Source organism: Undibacterium pigrum (genome assembly GCF_003201815.1).
GTDB lineage: Bacteria > Pseudomonadota > Gammaproteobacteria > Burkholderiales > Burkholderiaceae_D > Undibacterium > Undibacterium pigrum.
Map to the genome: position 1 here is coordinate 13,486 of NZ_QJKB01000021.1, position 15,237 is coordinate 28,722.

General features: G+C 52.2%; 9 protein-coding genes. 3 read left to right on the forward strand and 6 right to left on the reverse strand.

Annotated elements, in window-relative coordinates; all coding sequences use genetic code 11:
• Positions 1 to 2 precede the first annotated feature (2 nt).
• Together DFR42_RS27445 and DFR42_RS27450 are read right to left on the reverse strand one after the other, a co-directional pair.
• The gene (locus tag DFR42_RS27445) at positions 3 to 1,220 is read right to left on the reverse strand and encodes an energy transducer TonB (RefSeq protein WP_110258267.1); all 1,218 of its coding nucleotides are present in this window, start codon (positions 1,218 to 1,220) and stop codon (positions 3 to 5) included.
• Positions 1,221 to 1,541: 321 nt separating this feature from the next.
• Complete coding sequence (locus DFR42_RS27450) at positions 1,542 to 3,170, reverse strand: SulP family inorganic anion transporter (RefSeq protein WP_110258268.1); 1,629 nt, start codon at positions 3,168 to 3,170, stop codon at positions 1,542 to 1,544.
• A gap of 1,033 nt (positions 3,171 to 4,203) precedes the next feature.
• On the opposite strand from DFR42_RS27450, the gene DFR42_RS27455 reads away from it, so the two are divergent.
• Positions 4,204 to 5,178, forward strand: coding sequence for a DUF535 family protein (locus DFR42_RS27455; RefSeq protein ID WP_211324436.1), 975 nt, complete (start codon positions 4,204 to 4,206; stop codon positions 5,176 to 5,178).
• 62 nt (positions 5,179 to 5,240) lie between these two features.
• Here DFR42_RS27455 and DFR42_RS27460 read toward each other — a convergent pair whose 3' ends face one another.
• From DFR42_RS27460 to DFR42_RS27475, 4 genes are all read right to left on the reverse strand, one after another.
• Entirely contained in the window at positions 5,241 to 6,590 is a 1,350-nt protein-coding gene (locus DFR42_RS27460) for a hypothetical protein (RefSeq protein WP_146218989.1), read from the reverse strand.
• Between the two features lie 276 nt (positions 6,591 to 6,866).
• Positions 6,867 to 7,781: a hypothetical protein gene (locus DFR42_RS27465; RefSeq protein ID WP_110258271.1), complete on the reverse strand. Its 915-nt coding sequence runs from the start codon at positions 7,779 to 7,781 to the stop codon at positions 6,867 to 6,869.
• A gap of 14 nt (positions 7,782 to 7,795) precedes the next feature.
• Positions 7,796 to 8,875 carry a hypothetical protein gene (locus tag DFR42_RS27470; protein WP_146218990.1) on the reverse strand — a complete coding sequence of 360 codons (1,080 nt, stop codon included), beginning with the start codon at positions 8,873 to 8,875 and terminating at the stop codon, positions 7,796 to 7,798.
• Between the two features lie 114 nt (positions 8,876 to 8,989).
• Positions 8,990 to 9,640 (reverse strand): NBR1-Ig-like domain-containing protein, encoded by a 651-nt coding sequence (locus DFR42_RS27475; protein ID WP_110258273.1) that lies wholly within the window; start codon positions 9,638 to 9,640, stop codon positions 8,990 to 8,992.
• Positions 9,641 to 10,095: 455 nt separating this feature from the next.
• On the opposite strand from DFR42_RS27475, the gene DFR42_RS27480 reads away from it, so the two are divergent.
• Both DFR42_RS27480 and DFR42_RS27485 read left to right on the forward strand, forming a co-directional pair.
• The gene (locus DFR42_RS27480) at positions 10,096 to 14,136 is read left to right on the forward strand and encodes a response regulator (RefSeq protein WP_170133719.1); all 4,041 of its coding nucleotides are present in this window, start codon (positions 10,096 to 10,098) and stop codon (positions 14,134 to 14,136) included.
• Positions 14,137 to 14,260: 124 nt separating this feature from the next.
• Positions 14,261 to 15,205 carry a diguanylate cyclase gene (locus DFR42_RS27485; RefSeq protein ID WP_110258301.1) on the forward strand — a complete coding sequence of 315 codons (945 nt, stop codon included), beginning with the start codon at positions 14,261 to 14,263 and terminating at the stop codon, positions 15,203 to 15,205.
• The last annotated feature ends 32 nt before the right edge of the window (positions 15,206 to 15,237 follow it).

The window sequence follows — 15,237 nt, forward strand, 5'->3', positions numbered from 1 at the left end:
CGCTACATGCAGCTTGATAACTGAGCATCTTGTAGCGGCTGTCTTTCTTCAAATCTCAGTCGATAAAAAATCACACGTACTTCCACAGCACGACCTGTGGATTTACTTTTAGAAAAACTGAGGAAGGGGCCGCTACGGCGGGCGATACTGAGGGCAGCCAGGTCCAGGTCATGGTTGCCTGACGATGCTTCAAGCTTTATGCCATCTCCTTTTACATAGATGCTGCCATCTTCCTTAATCGGAATGGAGACGTAGGTCTGGCCCTGGAGTTTCTTTTCGTGCATCGGTGGGAAATTACTGGCGATATAGCTCTCGATTTTCTGGCTCACCGCTTGATAATAGCTGGCCAGCTCGCTATCCTTGGTTGAGGGAGTGACATAGATTGTTCTTACCTTGCGGCCAAACTTTCGTGTCTCAAGAAACTCTGCATTCAGCAATGCCTGCCAAAAAGGCAGAAATACCGTGCTCGCGTGAAAGAAATCTGGATCAGAGCGAAAGAACACAACAATAGCGAGCAAAGAGGCAGCCGCGCCAGATCTGGCATTGACTGTGTGTTTTGCCGGGAAAGACAACAAGACCGCCCAGAACAACATGATGAACACCAAAGGTGCAGCTACAACAAGGTCTTGCAAACCGCGCATACTGCGGAGAAAAAAATCCTTTCCGCTCAAGAATACCCAAAACCAGGGCAAGGCAAGCATGATCACACTAGCCCAGGCAACCAAGGCGCTTAGTGTTTTCTTCATAGGCGCTTTTTTGTCGCCTTGATCAGGTTCAACTGCTTTGCTGTCTGTCTGCCCAAATTCACTAGCTACCAAGGTATGCAATAAGGCAGCCCCTGCAAGCAAAAAAATGAAGCTGGCTGCCAATGACAAACTGGCATAGGTTTGCAGCAGCAAGCCCAGAGTCAGGAATGAACTCGCGGCTCCGACTATGTTTTTTTCAGTCCTGTACTTTGGTATCGATAAAATCACAGCCCAGGCAAGTACAAGCAGCAGGTAATACACCGAATCCCAAAAGTCCCGTAAACCATAGGCACCCAGGGGAAAAAAAGCTGTCTGAAAAAAATAATGCCAGACAACTGGCAACCAGACAAATATGGTCAAGCCCCAGACGATGGATAGAATTGATCTGGTTTTATTTAACAGCACGGGCTTCCTTATCTGATAATGCTGGCTATTATGCATGCTTGCCATATTACCATTATTGACTTTGATCATATAGCCAACCTGACCACATTCACATCATGGCAAATGCCTGCTTTGCCAGCGGAAGGCTGCTACGACTGCCATGTTCAAGGCTAAGGCTGCTCTTGCAGGTAGCAATTGCCGTTAGGTAGGGCGCATTGCAATGCGCCGCATGGGGTGCAAATTTTGCAGGCATATATCTTTGCCGTGTTCTGCGTTGACGCGTACTGACATGCCTTGAGATACTGCTTAATCAGGAAAATTTCCTTGTCGTGAATGTTATTTACATGCGGCGCATTGCAATGCGCCCTACTTTACGGCTGCGCTTGTTTGTCTCTGTTTTGTCCTGCAAATTTACCCCTTCGTCGCAAGCACCTCCCGTGCCATGGTCACCACCTCATCGACACTGAGTTCACTGAAGCTGCCTATGTGCAGCTGGGGTATCTCTGCTCTTTCGAGCACGATGCGGCTGGCGAATTTCAGGCGGGCCAGCATGAGCTGCTTGTTTTGCAGATGCAGGGTGGCGCAAAAATCTGTGATAGCTTCTATTGTGGTGCTGTCGAGGTCGGGGGATTCTTCCAGGCTCATGACGATGACCTTGGCATCGCTGGCGAGGGTGTATTGCTTGGCCAGGTTCATGGCAGTTTCTGCATTACCAAAGAACAGGCCGCTCTCTGGTCGCAGGATGAGTACGCCGGGTATGGTTTTAGCCTGGGGATAATTGACGAGGCTGACGAAGTCATGGCCACCGTTAAGGCGACCCAGTACCGAGATGCTGGTGCTGGCCAGCCGACGCAAGAGCATCAGCAAGCTAAAGCCGATGGCGGCCAGCAACCCGTCCAGCACGCCCAGCAGGAGCACGGCTGCCACGGCAGCAAGGGCGACGAACCTGTCCCTGTGTAATTTGAAGTAAGGATAAAACGCCGATGGCCGCAAGGAATGGCTGACGGCATGGATGACAATGGCTGCCAGCACGGGTGCGGGTGTCAGGGCAATCACTGGCAGCAGGGTCAGCACGATGAGCAGCAAGGCGGCGGCTGCGGCCCAGCCCGCCATTTTGCTGTGTGCGCCATTATTTTCATTGGCGGCAGTGGCAGAAAAACCTGCGCCCACGGGCATGCCCTGGAACAGGCCTGACAAGAGATTGGCCGCCCCCAGCGCCAGCAAATCGCGGTTGGGGCTCACCATGTCGCCATGGCGTATCGCAAAATTACGGATGGCGCTATACGATTCTGCGTACAGGATGAGCAGCATGGCGATACTGAGTTCGCCTATGCGCAGGTATTGCACATAACTCAGATCTGGCAGGCTGGGTGCCAGCAATTGCAGGTCAATTGTGCCAACCTGCGCCACGCCATACTGTGCCAGGCCCAGACCTTGTCCGGCCACTATGCCTGCCCCCAGTACCAGCAAACCGGCAGGCAGATAAGGCAGGCGTGCCAGTGCAAACAAGAGTATCAATGCCGCCATGCCAACCGTCAGTGATACCCAGTTCCAGCTAGATATCCTGGCCAGCAATTCATAAGAAAAACGCAGCATGTCAGTGTGTTGTACATGTACCCCGACCACATGGGCAAACTGTTTGATGATAATGACTGCCGATAAACCAAAGGCAAAGCCGCGCAGCACTGGCCTGGCAATAAAATCAGAAATGCTGCCCAGCTTTGCCATCCCGGCAAAGATAAAGAATAGCCCCGTCACTATCACCACGCCCGCAGCCACCAGCATGCGCAAACCCGTATCCCCATTAGCCATGGCGGCAGTGGCCGATGCCAGCACCGCGGCAGAAGACGAGGTAGCAGCAACGATGGCAAAACGGCTGCTACCCAATACGCCATAACAGACCAGGCCAGCAAACACGGCGACGATGCCTGCCTGCGGTGGCAGGTTGGCGATGCTGGCATAGGCCACGGCCTCGGGCAATAACAGCCCTGCCAGCGACAAACCGGCGATGATGTCTGACCAGGCCCAGGCTTTATTCATGGTGGCTTAGTTGATAAATTCGTGAATGTGCGCGAGCGCATTTAATTTGAAATAAATGATTTATCCATTTATTTCAGAAGACCCTGAAGTATAAGCTGCAAGACGCAGGAAAGGGGGGAGACTATGTCTGGTGCAGCGGTTTTGTTGAGATTGCCAGGTAGTGCCATGGCGTATCGGCGATTGCTCAGTGCCGGAGATATGTTTGAATATAAAAGCAAAATCGGCGGCAGAATCCCGGCACTTGCTACTTTTCTTTATCAAACCCCACAACATGCAAAACCAACAGCGCAACGCCCATGATGATGCTGGCAATAATGTCGGAAGTGGAACTTGTATACGGCAAGATGAAGATGCCATACAAAATACAGGCACATAGGATGGCAATGCAAACGCCAGTGAGGATTTTCTTGAAACTTGTCATGGGGATGTAAGCAAGAAAACTGCTATTGGTCACACACAAGTACGCTCAAGTACACAATCAGCCGCAACAACATCTTTATCTCACCAGGCCTTCAGCTGTGCTGCCAGGCCTGGGCAGATACTGGCAGACATCAAAAATATTGCCAACAAGAATCATATTATTGCATAAATACATTTTTAAAATGCAAAATATATAACATCTTCATCATACTCCATGCGGATTTAATTTGTGCAAGCGTTCGAAATGTACGCCCGCCAGGCAGTTAGCGACGGGCGTTGGCTCTTGGCAGCCAATTTTTTTCGTATTTTCCCCTCGCGAAATTGCGCGCTGTTTTTGCTGCGCAGTTCCATTTATCTTGCTTTGCATTACTGACAAATATTGATACTTTGCGTTACAAAGCGCGGCAAATTCAATAAAAACCCGCTAACTTCTGCTTGTTTTTAAGACCACAGACCAAAAATTCTTGCAATGAGAAAACAAGAAAAAAGTCATCTCCTGACAATATCTTACAAATTGTAGACAATATGATTGCAAAATTTGACTTGCCAATATATTTGATCACCTGATACATTGGGTTACATGTATCTGCAAAACGAAACAAATGGTGCAATGGTGAAGAGTTTGAATTGGCGGGGATTATGGGCTGCTGGCCGTGTGCTGCTGCCTTTAGCGAACAAAAGGCAGCCAGCCGCAGTTGGCCTGATGAGCAGTTTGCGCTGGGCTTTGCAATTGCGGCTGGGCGATGAGCACAGCAATCTCAAAAGCAAATGTCTGTTCTTGCTGCGTAGCGGCATGCAGCCTGGCGTCAGCCTGCGCTGGTATCACTATCTGCACCAGACTTACTTGCGCAAGGCCATACCGGCAGACCTGAGTTTGTTTGATGCGGTACACCGTCCTTTCTTTGACCGGCAGATTTGCAGCGCATCACGCCTGCGTTTGCTGCGCAATCACTTCCATTTATCCGCCCAGTTACTGGGCCAGCAACGCGCCCGCGAAGTGCTGGCAGGCAAGACGCTGGAACTGGCCAGGTTGCAAGGCAAGAACCAGGAAGATTATCGCATCAGCCTGTTTCGCAGTTGTGCCTTCAAGCGCGAAGGCGGCCTCAGCCTGGGTTTGTTCCAGGATGGCCGTTTACTGCAATGCCTGAGTTTTTCTTTCGATCATAAAGACCGGCAACTGATACTAAGGGTTGGCGGCCTGCAGTCTTGCAAGCAGGATGCCCGTGCAGCCATACGTGCCTGCACCAAGAGCCTGCACGGCATACAGCCGCGCCTGTTGCTGATAGAAGCTTTGCGCAGCCTGGCACGCGCCTTGCACTGTGCTGACATAGAATGCATCGCCAAAAAGAACCATATCTACCAGTCCTGGCGCTATCGTTTCAGCAAAACCATACGGGCAGAATATGATGGCCTGTGGCAAAGCGCAGGCGCGCAGGCGCAAGCCAATGGCAATTACTCGCTGCCTATGGACAGCGAAGACACGCCGCTGTCAGAACGGCCATCGAACAAGCGCAGCGAGTACCGCGCTCGCGACATACTGACGACTGCCATGCGCGATGGCATACGGCAAAATCTGGCCATGGTCTGAGTAGTAATGGCCGGAGTGAGCACTGCCCTCCTGGAAGGGTAGACGCAGGCTGGTATGAAGCGCTAGCTTAGCTTTTTACAGGATTCCATTTCTTTACTACTCAGTTTACTGCGAAGAATTATTTTTGTTTTTTGACTAAAATTTGGTGCAATGAGCAAATCAGGAAACTTGCCTGTATTTTCCTTGTTGATTTGCTTGCCCAAGTCCGCAGGGTCGGTACCCAGGCATTTTTTGAATGCTGCCTTATCCACTCCGGCGAGCTGATATATTTTTTCATTGAAAATTCCGATACGCTGCCCCGCCTCTTGTTTTACAAGAAAGATGAGAAATTTTTCAGACACCTGCAACTGAGTTATCTCTTTTTTTTCTTCCTGGCCTTTGTCTTCACTGCCAGTCTTACTTTTCACTGACACAACATGACGAAAAAAAACGGGGCCATCATATTCGCGGATAATATTGTTGTCTTCTGCTGCGCTGTTACTGGCCGATGCTGATAATGAGGCTGATATTGAGGCTGCAATGACAGGGGGTGCATTATCTTCAGGATCTGCTTCGAAAATGCGGGTGTTCGATGCCGATGCTGGAACCGGGGGTTTTTCGGGTGTATGCACATATTCGGGCGATGTATGGTTGCTGGTCTTTGCTTTGTTCATCAAAAATAAGGCGATAAGAAACAGCGTCACGACCAACAGGATAGAGGCAAGCAGTAAAAGATTTTCGCTGATGGAAAAACCACGGATTTTTCTTTTATCGCTGCGTTTGTCTGTCCGGCCCGGTTCTATCTGCAATCCCTCAAATCTGTCGTCTAAGCTTGGATCTGGCAACTTTTCCGGGCTTTGTCCTTTTGTTCTTAAGCGGTATTGCAGCTCATCTATGGTGGCATCGAGTTCGTTGAGATGTGCCTCATCAATCTTCCTGGCATCCCGTTCTTTTTTCAGAAGACCGTTACTCAGATCAAGTTCTTTTTTAGCTTTTTCGAGTTCTCTCTCTGCCTCAATTGCACGGAGGGCATATTTTTTTGCTTCGTTCGTGGCCTTTTGCAAACTGAGTTCCAGTTGCTTGCTATGTGAACTACGCTTGCCCATGCCTTTGACGATGCCGACTTTTTCTCCGCGCAAAAGTGGTGCAAGAAAGTGTTCCAGTTCTTCATCCACATCGACATAAGCAGATATGGTGCCATTACCTGGCCTGATTGCGGTTGCGGCTGGCAGGTAAATTCTGGCGTCAATATTGCTGGCATGTTGGACCAACTGGCTCATGACTGCTGGCAACCACTCGTCAGTGATGCTGGAGAAGCTGGCGATGGAAAACTGAAATAGCGGTGCCTGGTCAGCCGACAGTGCGTCAGTACGTGCAAATATTTTTCCTGATTGCTCAAAAAAATCAAACAGTCTGGAGAAAATTGTCCACAACTCACCGACTGCCAGGGGTGTCAGGCCTGGGTGGATAATGGACATGCCAAAGTGCGCATTGGCCCTGCCACCGCTGCCAATGAAACGGTAATTGACATAACTGAACATCCAGCCACTGGCGGTAGGCTCGATGAACAGTATCTCTGGCGGCTGGCTACTGGCCTCGACGTAATAGGGCCGGACGAATTCAGTCAGTGACACAGGCCAGCATTCCTGACCTGTGGTGACACCAAACACGGCAACTTGCATGGATTGCGCTTCACTCAGCATGGCCGCTCAAGCCCAGAATTTCCACCAGGGGCTGCCGACCAGCAGGGTCAGCATGGCCTCGGTGAGCCTGGCTGGATATTCATGCGCAGGATGGGCGCGGTATTCAGTGTTGGTCTTGACATCCGTCTTGAAGGTACCACTCCAGTAAGGGATGATTTTTTTGCCCTTGATCGGTGAGTTACGATAAGCGCTGGCAGTCTCGGGAAATTTTCCACCGGCACTGAATGCTTTATTTGCACATTCAAGTTCAGTCATGCCCGTCTGCATAACAGGGTCGTTTTTTATCTTGGTATAGAGCAGCAAGAAACGGTCGCGGCCAGGCTTGACTTTTGCACGAATAAATTCAGAAACAGCCTTATCATAGGCAGCCATCTTGCTAGGGTCGCCGCCAAACATATCATGTGAGAATACAAACAAATACACTTTATCGTGCGAACGTTCAGCCAGGTCACTTAGATACAAGGGGGAAAACAAGCCTTGCTCAATGGAGAAATAATCTTCGCCTGGTGCCTCCAGGGCAATAAATAACGGTCTTTCATTTTGCTTGGCGTTGATGACAAAATATTCGCTGGTAGACCCTATATAGGTTTCACTGGCCGCAATCTTTTCCAGGAATTGATTAGTCTGGTTTCTGTAGCCTTCCGGCACATGTTGCAAAATGTCGGGCAGGGGCAGCCAACTGAAAGCATGGCGCGTGGGGATATTGCCAGCCAGTTTGTGAGTACTATAGGCAATCAGACTGCCCAATATCGCCGTCTTGCCAACATTGTGAGGCCCTACCAGCATGATCAGGGGTTTGTCATGCGGCAGGTTGAGAACGCGTCGTTTATCCAATTGTGCGGCATTGGGGGCCTGCGATTCTTTGCTTACAGTTTCATCCGGGCTGACGAAGGTGGGTAGTGCGCTTTTTTCCAGATTCATGATTTTATCCTTCATTAATATTCGCGGCGGTCAAGCAGACCGAAGTAAAAAAATACGGCAAAGGCAAGTTCAAACACCACACCAAACAAGATTGCCCAGCGCACCTTGCTGGTGCTGACCACGCCACCTTCTGAGCGGTCTTTACCTGCCCAGACTTCGCCCCAGAAATAAGGCAGGCTATGCAGCTCTACACTGGGTGGTACTTCGGGATAGGGAGCAACATCGCTAGCCTTGCTTTGCCCTATGACGGACTTGAGCAAGCTGACCCGCTTGGCCAGATCATTGCGAATGGCATAGGCACGTTTGAGCAGGCTGACGATGGTTTTTTCTGGCTCTGGATTGAAATCTTTTTTCATCAGTGCCAGGTCAGCCAGCAGTTGCTGGAAATCTGCACTGGTCAGCTGGTCGGTAATTTCTTTGCCATAGACGCGTTTTTCGACGATGCGCTGGTTCTTGATGGCCCTGGCCTTGGCTTCAAAATCATCCATCGCACTTTTGCTGGGGACACTCACTCCGTCCCTGCTTGAATTGAAGTTCAGCGTGACGCCTCCCAGGCTGCGTTCCAGTGCTTTTTTCTTTTGATCAAAGATGACGCCCGTGCCTGGCCGGTCGAGATTTTTGGCTTCACTGATGGTGTCGGCCAGCCTGGCCTCCACTTCGGCATTGAGGTTGTTGACGGCTTTGCTGATGATGGCATTGGCGTCGGCATTGACTTGCGAAAGATCACGGTATACTTCATTGACTTCCTGCTCACGCATGGCATTGCTGGTCATGCGGAAGTAAACGTTATGAATGCTGGCAGACATACTCACAATGAAGGCAAACACAAATATCAGAATGCCGGAGACAAAACGCAAGGCCTTATAGTTGACGTATTTGTGCTCGGCAAAGGCTGACTTGGCCATGGCCATGCCTGCAGCCCCCAGTCCCAGCATGAGTATGGCTGCCAGAAAGGCGAATATTTGAAAATAGAGACTGGCAGACAACTGCCTGGAAAGTGATTCTGTGGCCGTCCAGACCAGCCCTGTGCTGGCGACAGCAACGGCCAGCAATGAAAAACGCTGATTGGTGGTGAGGTCTTGATAATGCATCATTTTGCTATTCCCCGTTGGCGGTGCTTGCACCGATTTTTATGAAACTGGCACATCGCCAGAATGCTTTTGTTGACTATCTGCGGCGATGGTCCGGGCAATCGCCGCCTGACCTTTCTATACTGCGATGACGCTGACACAGCATCTGAGACCTTCCAGCTCAGGAAAGCAAAGTTGCCGGTTTTCATCTACCATCTTCCAGTAAGACACCACCCATGCAGGCGAGGATGGCGCGACGAAATCCATTTCCAGCAAAACCGACTGGCCCGGCATGGTGCTGGGAACAGCTATCTCGGTGCGGGCCGGTGTCAGGGAATAATTGAGGGCAATATAGTCGTCCCCCGATTTGCGGTACACCTGCGACACCTGGTCCAGACAAACCAGCCTGCGCCCTACCCAGGGCTGCTCACCCTGATTGGCGATTTCCCATTGCTTGGTAAACCTTTGGCCTATGGCCACCATGTCGCCATCCGGATAATTGACATCGCGGATAAAGCGACTGGCATCCTTTTTCTTCTTGCGTAACCAGTCCCCGCGCGTTGGCGCAGTAGTCCCGGCCAGATACTGGCTGACCAGGTGGTGCGGGTTATGGTCCAGCGCATACGCCAGGCTGGCCAGCGTGCGTATGGTGGGATGCAAGACTTCTCCCGCCATGATCTTGAGCAAGGCATTGCGGCTGATCTTGGCCCGCCGCGCAAGCTCTGAGTCACTGACATTTTGCTTGCGTGCTTCTTGACGCAGGAAATTGACCAAATCCAGACTACTCATAAGCTCCCCATTTATTTCATTATTTACATGTCTAAATTGTAACGAAACGAGCTTTGTCGAATTTATTCTTTTAACAATCTTTTAAGTATTTGACATGACTTATAAAAAGTTTATCAAGCAAGCTGTAATCTATAGTTGGCAATTTGCGAGGGATTTTGTGTTTTTTTAATTATTTTTTAATAACTTCTCAGAGCTACGCCCGGGATCTTGTGTTTTGCATGCGGGGAGCTGATGGAGGCTGGATACTCAGGTTTTCTGCTGCCGTCTGGGGAAAGCTTATGGAGCCTTTGGTGCACAGTTCCAATTCTCAGAGGACGCTTCACTGCAGCCACATGACCAGCGCCTGCAAATCAAGCCGCTCATACCAAAAACCCCACACTCTTCCACATTCCCTTACAATTCTCATAAGAATATCGTCTAAACTTCCATATCACCCCTTACCGGAGACCCGCCAGATGAGCGTCCAGCAGGAGCCACACTCTGCCGTCAGGCTCTTAGTCATGACGGGCTTCTGGTATTTCGTGCTGGCCGTGGCAGGCATTTTGCTGACGCCGGGGGATGATCCTATTGCCACGCTGTGGTATGCCAATGCCCTGGCAGTGGCCTTTATGTATGAACAGGGACGCAGGCGACAGGGGCAGATGGTAGTGCTGGTGGCCGTGGCAAGTTTTGCAGCCAATATGCTGACGGGTAGCAGTGCAGCGGTGGCAGGCATGTTTGCCTTTGCCAATTGCCTTGAAACCGTGCTGGTCAGCTATACCATACGCCAGGGTGACCTGGCCCGCGACTTTGACCGTTCTGGCAGCCAGTTGCTCAAACTCATCTTGCTGGGTTTTTTCCTGCCCTGCGCCTGTAGTGCCACCTTCGTGGCAACGCTGATGGCCTGGGATGGCCAGGCTGATTTTGGCCGTACCTTTACTAACTGGTATGTCAGTGCAGCACTGGGCCAAACCCTGATTTTCCCTTTGCTGCGCCTGGGAATGCGACAAAACGCATTTGCCAACTGGAGCGCAAACTGGCTGCGCTTTACCCGCTTCACCCTTACGGTGCTGCTACTGGTCATGCTGGGTTTAATGTATCTGCCCTTCCCTTTCATCTATGTGCTGGTGGCACTGAGCTTTGCCGCTACCAGGCTGACCTATGAAGAATCACACTTGTTGCTGGTGCTGGTCATCACCAGCCTGGGGTTGATGATTTCTTTTGGTCAGATCGCTTCACCCCATGATTTTCCTGACTGGAAAATCGTCTTGCTATACCTGCCTATACTAATGACAGCCATCCCACCCATGCTGCTGTCGACCAGCATGAATGAAAGCCGCCTCAAGGAAGCAGCGCGCCTGCAGGCATTGCAGGAGTTGGCACATAGCCAGGCCAGCCTGCAAGCCACCATCAACCACATGCCTGCCATGATCAGTTATTGTGACAGGCAACTGACGATGCGTTTTGCCAATGAAGCCTTCCTGCAGTGGTTTGGTTTTGCGAACACCAATATCAAGGGCATGCCTGTGCAAAAAGTCATCGGTGAGGCCGTGTATGCACAAAGCAAGGCCCATATCGAAGCTGCACTGGCAGGCGAACCACAATTATTTGAACGCACCCTGACAGGCCAGAATGAGCAAAGACGTTACCTGCTGACTTCCTACGTGCCGCATGTCAGTCATGGCGAGGTGCATGGGATCTATGTGTTTTCTACGGATATCAGCCCGCTCAAGCAGGCGCAATTGCAAGAGCAGCGCACCCAGGCCAGGCTGCAGAGCCTGTTTGCGGCAGCCAGTGAATTTGCCATCATCTCTTGCGATTTGCAGGGCACGATACGCTTTTTCAGTCACGGTGCAGAGCGTATGCTGGGCTATGCCGAGGCCGAGATGGTGGGCCTGCACACCCCGGACATCATCCATCTTGATTCTGAAATGCTGACCAGGGCAGCATTACTGACGGCAGAACTAGGCTATCCTGTACAAGGTTTTGAGGTGTTTGCCGCCAAGGCCAGGCTGGGCGAGGTGCAGGCCCAGCAATGGACTTATGTCCACAAGGATGGCAGCCATATACCAGTGAGCCTGGTCATCAGCGCGGTGCATAATGAGGCGGGCCAGATTGATGGCTTTCTGGGTATTGCCATCGATATCAGCCGCCAGCAACAGCTCGAAGCCTCGCTCATAGCAGCGCGTGACCAGGCCGAGATGGCCAGCCGTACCAAATCAGAATTCCTGGCCAATATGAGCCATGAAATCCGCACGCCCATGAATGCGGTGCTGGGCATGAGTTATTTGCTGGGCAAGACCGAGCTCAACGCCGATCAGCGCAATTATCTGGAAATGATACGCTCGTCCGGCCAGTCTTTGCTGGGCATCCTGAATGATATTCTGGATATTTCCAAGATAGAGGCAGGTCGCATAGAGTTGTCGCCCACCCGTTTTTATCTCAAGGACATACTCAGCGCCCTGGCCAATATGATGTCAGTCAATGTCGGTGAAAAGCAGCTGGAATTATCGATGGGCATAGACACCGCCGTCCCCAGAGAGCTGATAGGCGACGCCCTGCGCCTGCAACAGGTGCTCATCAATATCACAGGCAATGCCATCAAGTTTACCGAGCAGGGAGAAGTATCGCTGCTGGTACAGCTGGCGTCAGAGGATGGGCAAGGCGGGCAGGCCGGTCAGGATGCCGGCAGCCTGCTGGTACAGTTTATTATCCGCGACACTGGCATAGGCATGTCGACAGAGCAGATCAGCCGCATGTTCAGCGCCTTTGAGCAGGCCGATGCCTCGACTTCTCGCCGCTTTGGGGGCACTGGCCTGGGGCTGGCCATCTCTAAACGCCTGGTCGATTTGATGGATGGCGATATCCAGGTGAAAAGCCAGGAAGGCCAGGGCACCGAGTTCATCGTCAGCGTGCCCATGCAGGCTGCCCCTGCAATGCCGCTGCCAGAAGAGAATTGCCAGCCTGCCAGCTTGCCTCTGGCCGACGGCAGGTCACGTAAAATTCTGGTGGTGGATGACAATGCCACCAGCCGCAGCTATATTGCCAAAACCATAGAAGCCTGGGGCTGGCAGGCAGATACCGCCAGTTCTGGCGAGCAAGCCTTGCAAAAAGTGCGCGAGCGACTGGCGCAAATGACTGGCCCCGACTATGATTACTGTGCCATTCTGATAGACTGGCACATGCCCGGCCAGGATGGCCTGGCCACCCTGGCAGCCATCAAAGCCATACTAGCCAGCCAGCACATCCCCCTGATACTGATGAGTAGCGCCTATGACCGTAGCGCCCTGAATATGGATGGCAAACCCGACGCCCCCGATGCCGTACTGCTAAAACCAGTGACTGGCTCCAGCCTCTACGATGTGCTGCAAGAAACCAGCCGCCATCTGCAGCAGCCTGCTGTGCTGTCCACTGCTGCGCCCGGGAATATGTCCACGACGACGCAACATAGTGTCGCGGCAGTACCAGGCACAGGCAGTTTTGCCGGCAAACAAATCTTGCTGGTGGAAGATAATTACTTCAACCAGATCGTCGCCACCAAGATTCTTGAGCAGACCGGTGCTGTCGTTAAGCTGGCCAATAATGGCAGCGAAGCAGTAGAAATCATGAAAGGCGCTGCCGGGCAATTTGACCTGGTGCTCATGGATGTGCAAATGCCCATCATGGACGGCTGGACAGCCACCGGGATTTTACGCAAAGAACTGGCCATGACTCTGCCCATCCTGGCCATGACCGCAGGCGTCATGACCAGCGAACGTGAACGCTGCCTGGAAGCAGGCATGAATGACGTCATCTCCAAGCCCATAGACATAGATCAGATGCTGGCCGCGCTGGCGCGTTACCTGTCGCCCGCGTCTGCCGCGTCTGCTTCTGCAACTTCTGCCACAGCCAATAACGAGGTCGCGGCTACCAGCCTGCCCGACGTGAGCCAGCCAGCCCCCAGCGGTGCTTTTGACCCCTCCAAACTCATGGCACTGGCCAAGGGCAACCCCAACCTCATCAAAACCCTGGCTGGCGTGATACAAAACATGATCAACCACGCCACGCAAGACTTCCAGCAAGCGATAGCCCACTGGCAGCAAGGCGATGCCCAGCAGGCGGCACGTACCCTGCACACTTTGCGCGGCAGCATAGGCACTCTGGGCGCGAAGGATTTTGCCCAGGCTGCCCTGACGCTGGAAAATGCCATCAGCCAGCAAGACCAGGCACGCATCCCCGCCCTGCTGGCAAATGCAGAACAACAACTGCAACTGACCATCACCAGCGTACAAGCCTGGTTGCACGCGCATGACGCCAGCACTGCGGCATCTGCCATCCCTGCCAGCCAGCTTCAGCCCGAGCAATTACAAGAATTCAAGACCCTGCTGCAAACACAGAATATGAAAGCCAGCGCCCTGTATCAGGAATTGCAAGCCAGTTTGCAGCAACACTGGCCGCTACAGCGCCAGCAAGCCATGCAGCAGGCAATGCTGAGCCTGGATTTTGCCGCTGCACTTGATGTGCTGGAGACGGCCTAGGGTCAAGCGATAGAAAACAGTATCATGACACTGAAGCGAGAAACCAGAGTCACAAAATTTGATGGCAGCCCGCATCACAAATGCTATCCTGAGAAAACATACGGCAGCAAACACTGACACTGACATGGCCACACTTAAATATCTGGCATCCCTGACAAATAATCAAGAGTTCTTGTCACGCCGCCCGCGCATACTCATCGTTGATGACCAGGTCATCAACATCCAGACCCTGTACCAGATATTTGCTGACGACCATGAAGTTTTTATGGCCACCAGCGGCCAGAAAGCCCTGGAGTTTTGCCGGCAAACCCCGCCCGACCTGCTCTTGCTCGATGTCATGATGCCAGAGATGGACGGCCTTGAAGTCTGCACCCGCCTCAAGCAGGAAGAACTGACAGCCGACATCCCCGTGCTGTTTGTCACAGCCCAGAACGATGCTGGTGAAGAGTCACGCGCCCTGCTGGCCGGTGGCATGGATTTCATCAGCAAACCCGTCAACCCTGACGTCGTGCGCGCCCGCGTCAAGACCCATATCACCTTAAAATTACAGCATGACCTGCTAAAAAAACTGGTCTTCACCGACCCGCTGACAGGCCTGGCCAACCGCCGCAGCTTTGATAATTCTTATGACAAGGAATGGCGGCATTGCCAGCGCTATGGCAAATCCCTGGCTATACTCATGATCGATATTGATTGCTTCAAACAATATAACGACCATTATGGTCACCAGCAAGGCGATGTTTGCCTGGCCGCTGTCGCCGCCTGCCTTGATGCTGGCTTTCGCCGCCCGCATGATGTGGTCGCCCGCTATGGCGGCGAAGAATTTATCTGCCTCATGTCTGAATGCGAACTCGGTGCAGCAATCAGCAAGGCTGAATCACTGCTGGAAGCCATCGTCGCCCAGGCCATCCCGCACATTACCTCCAAGGTAGGCGAGATCGTCACCCTCAGCATAGGCGTCGCTGCTACTGTGCCTGGTAACAGCGAGGACAGGGCCGCCCTGGTTGCTGCTGCCGATGAAAAGCTGTACGTCGCCAAGCAGGCAGGGCGTAACCGGGTTGCCTCCTGAAACTGGCGGGACAGAGTCCCTCTGCCTCACCC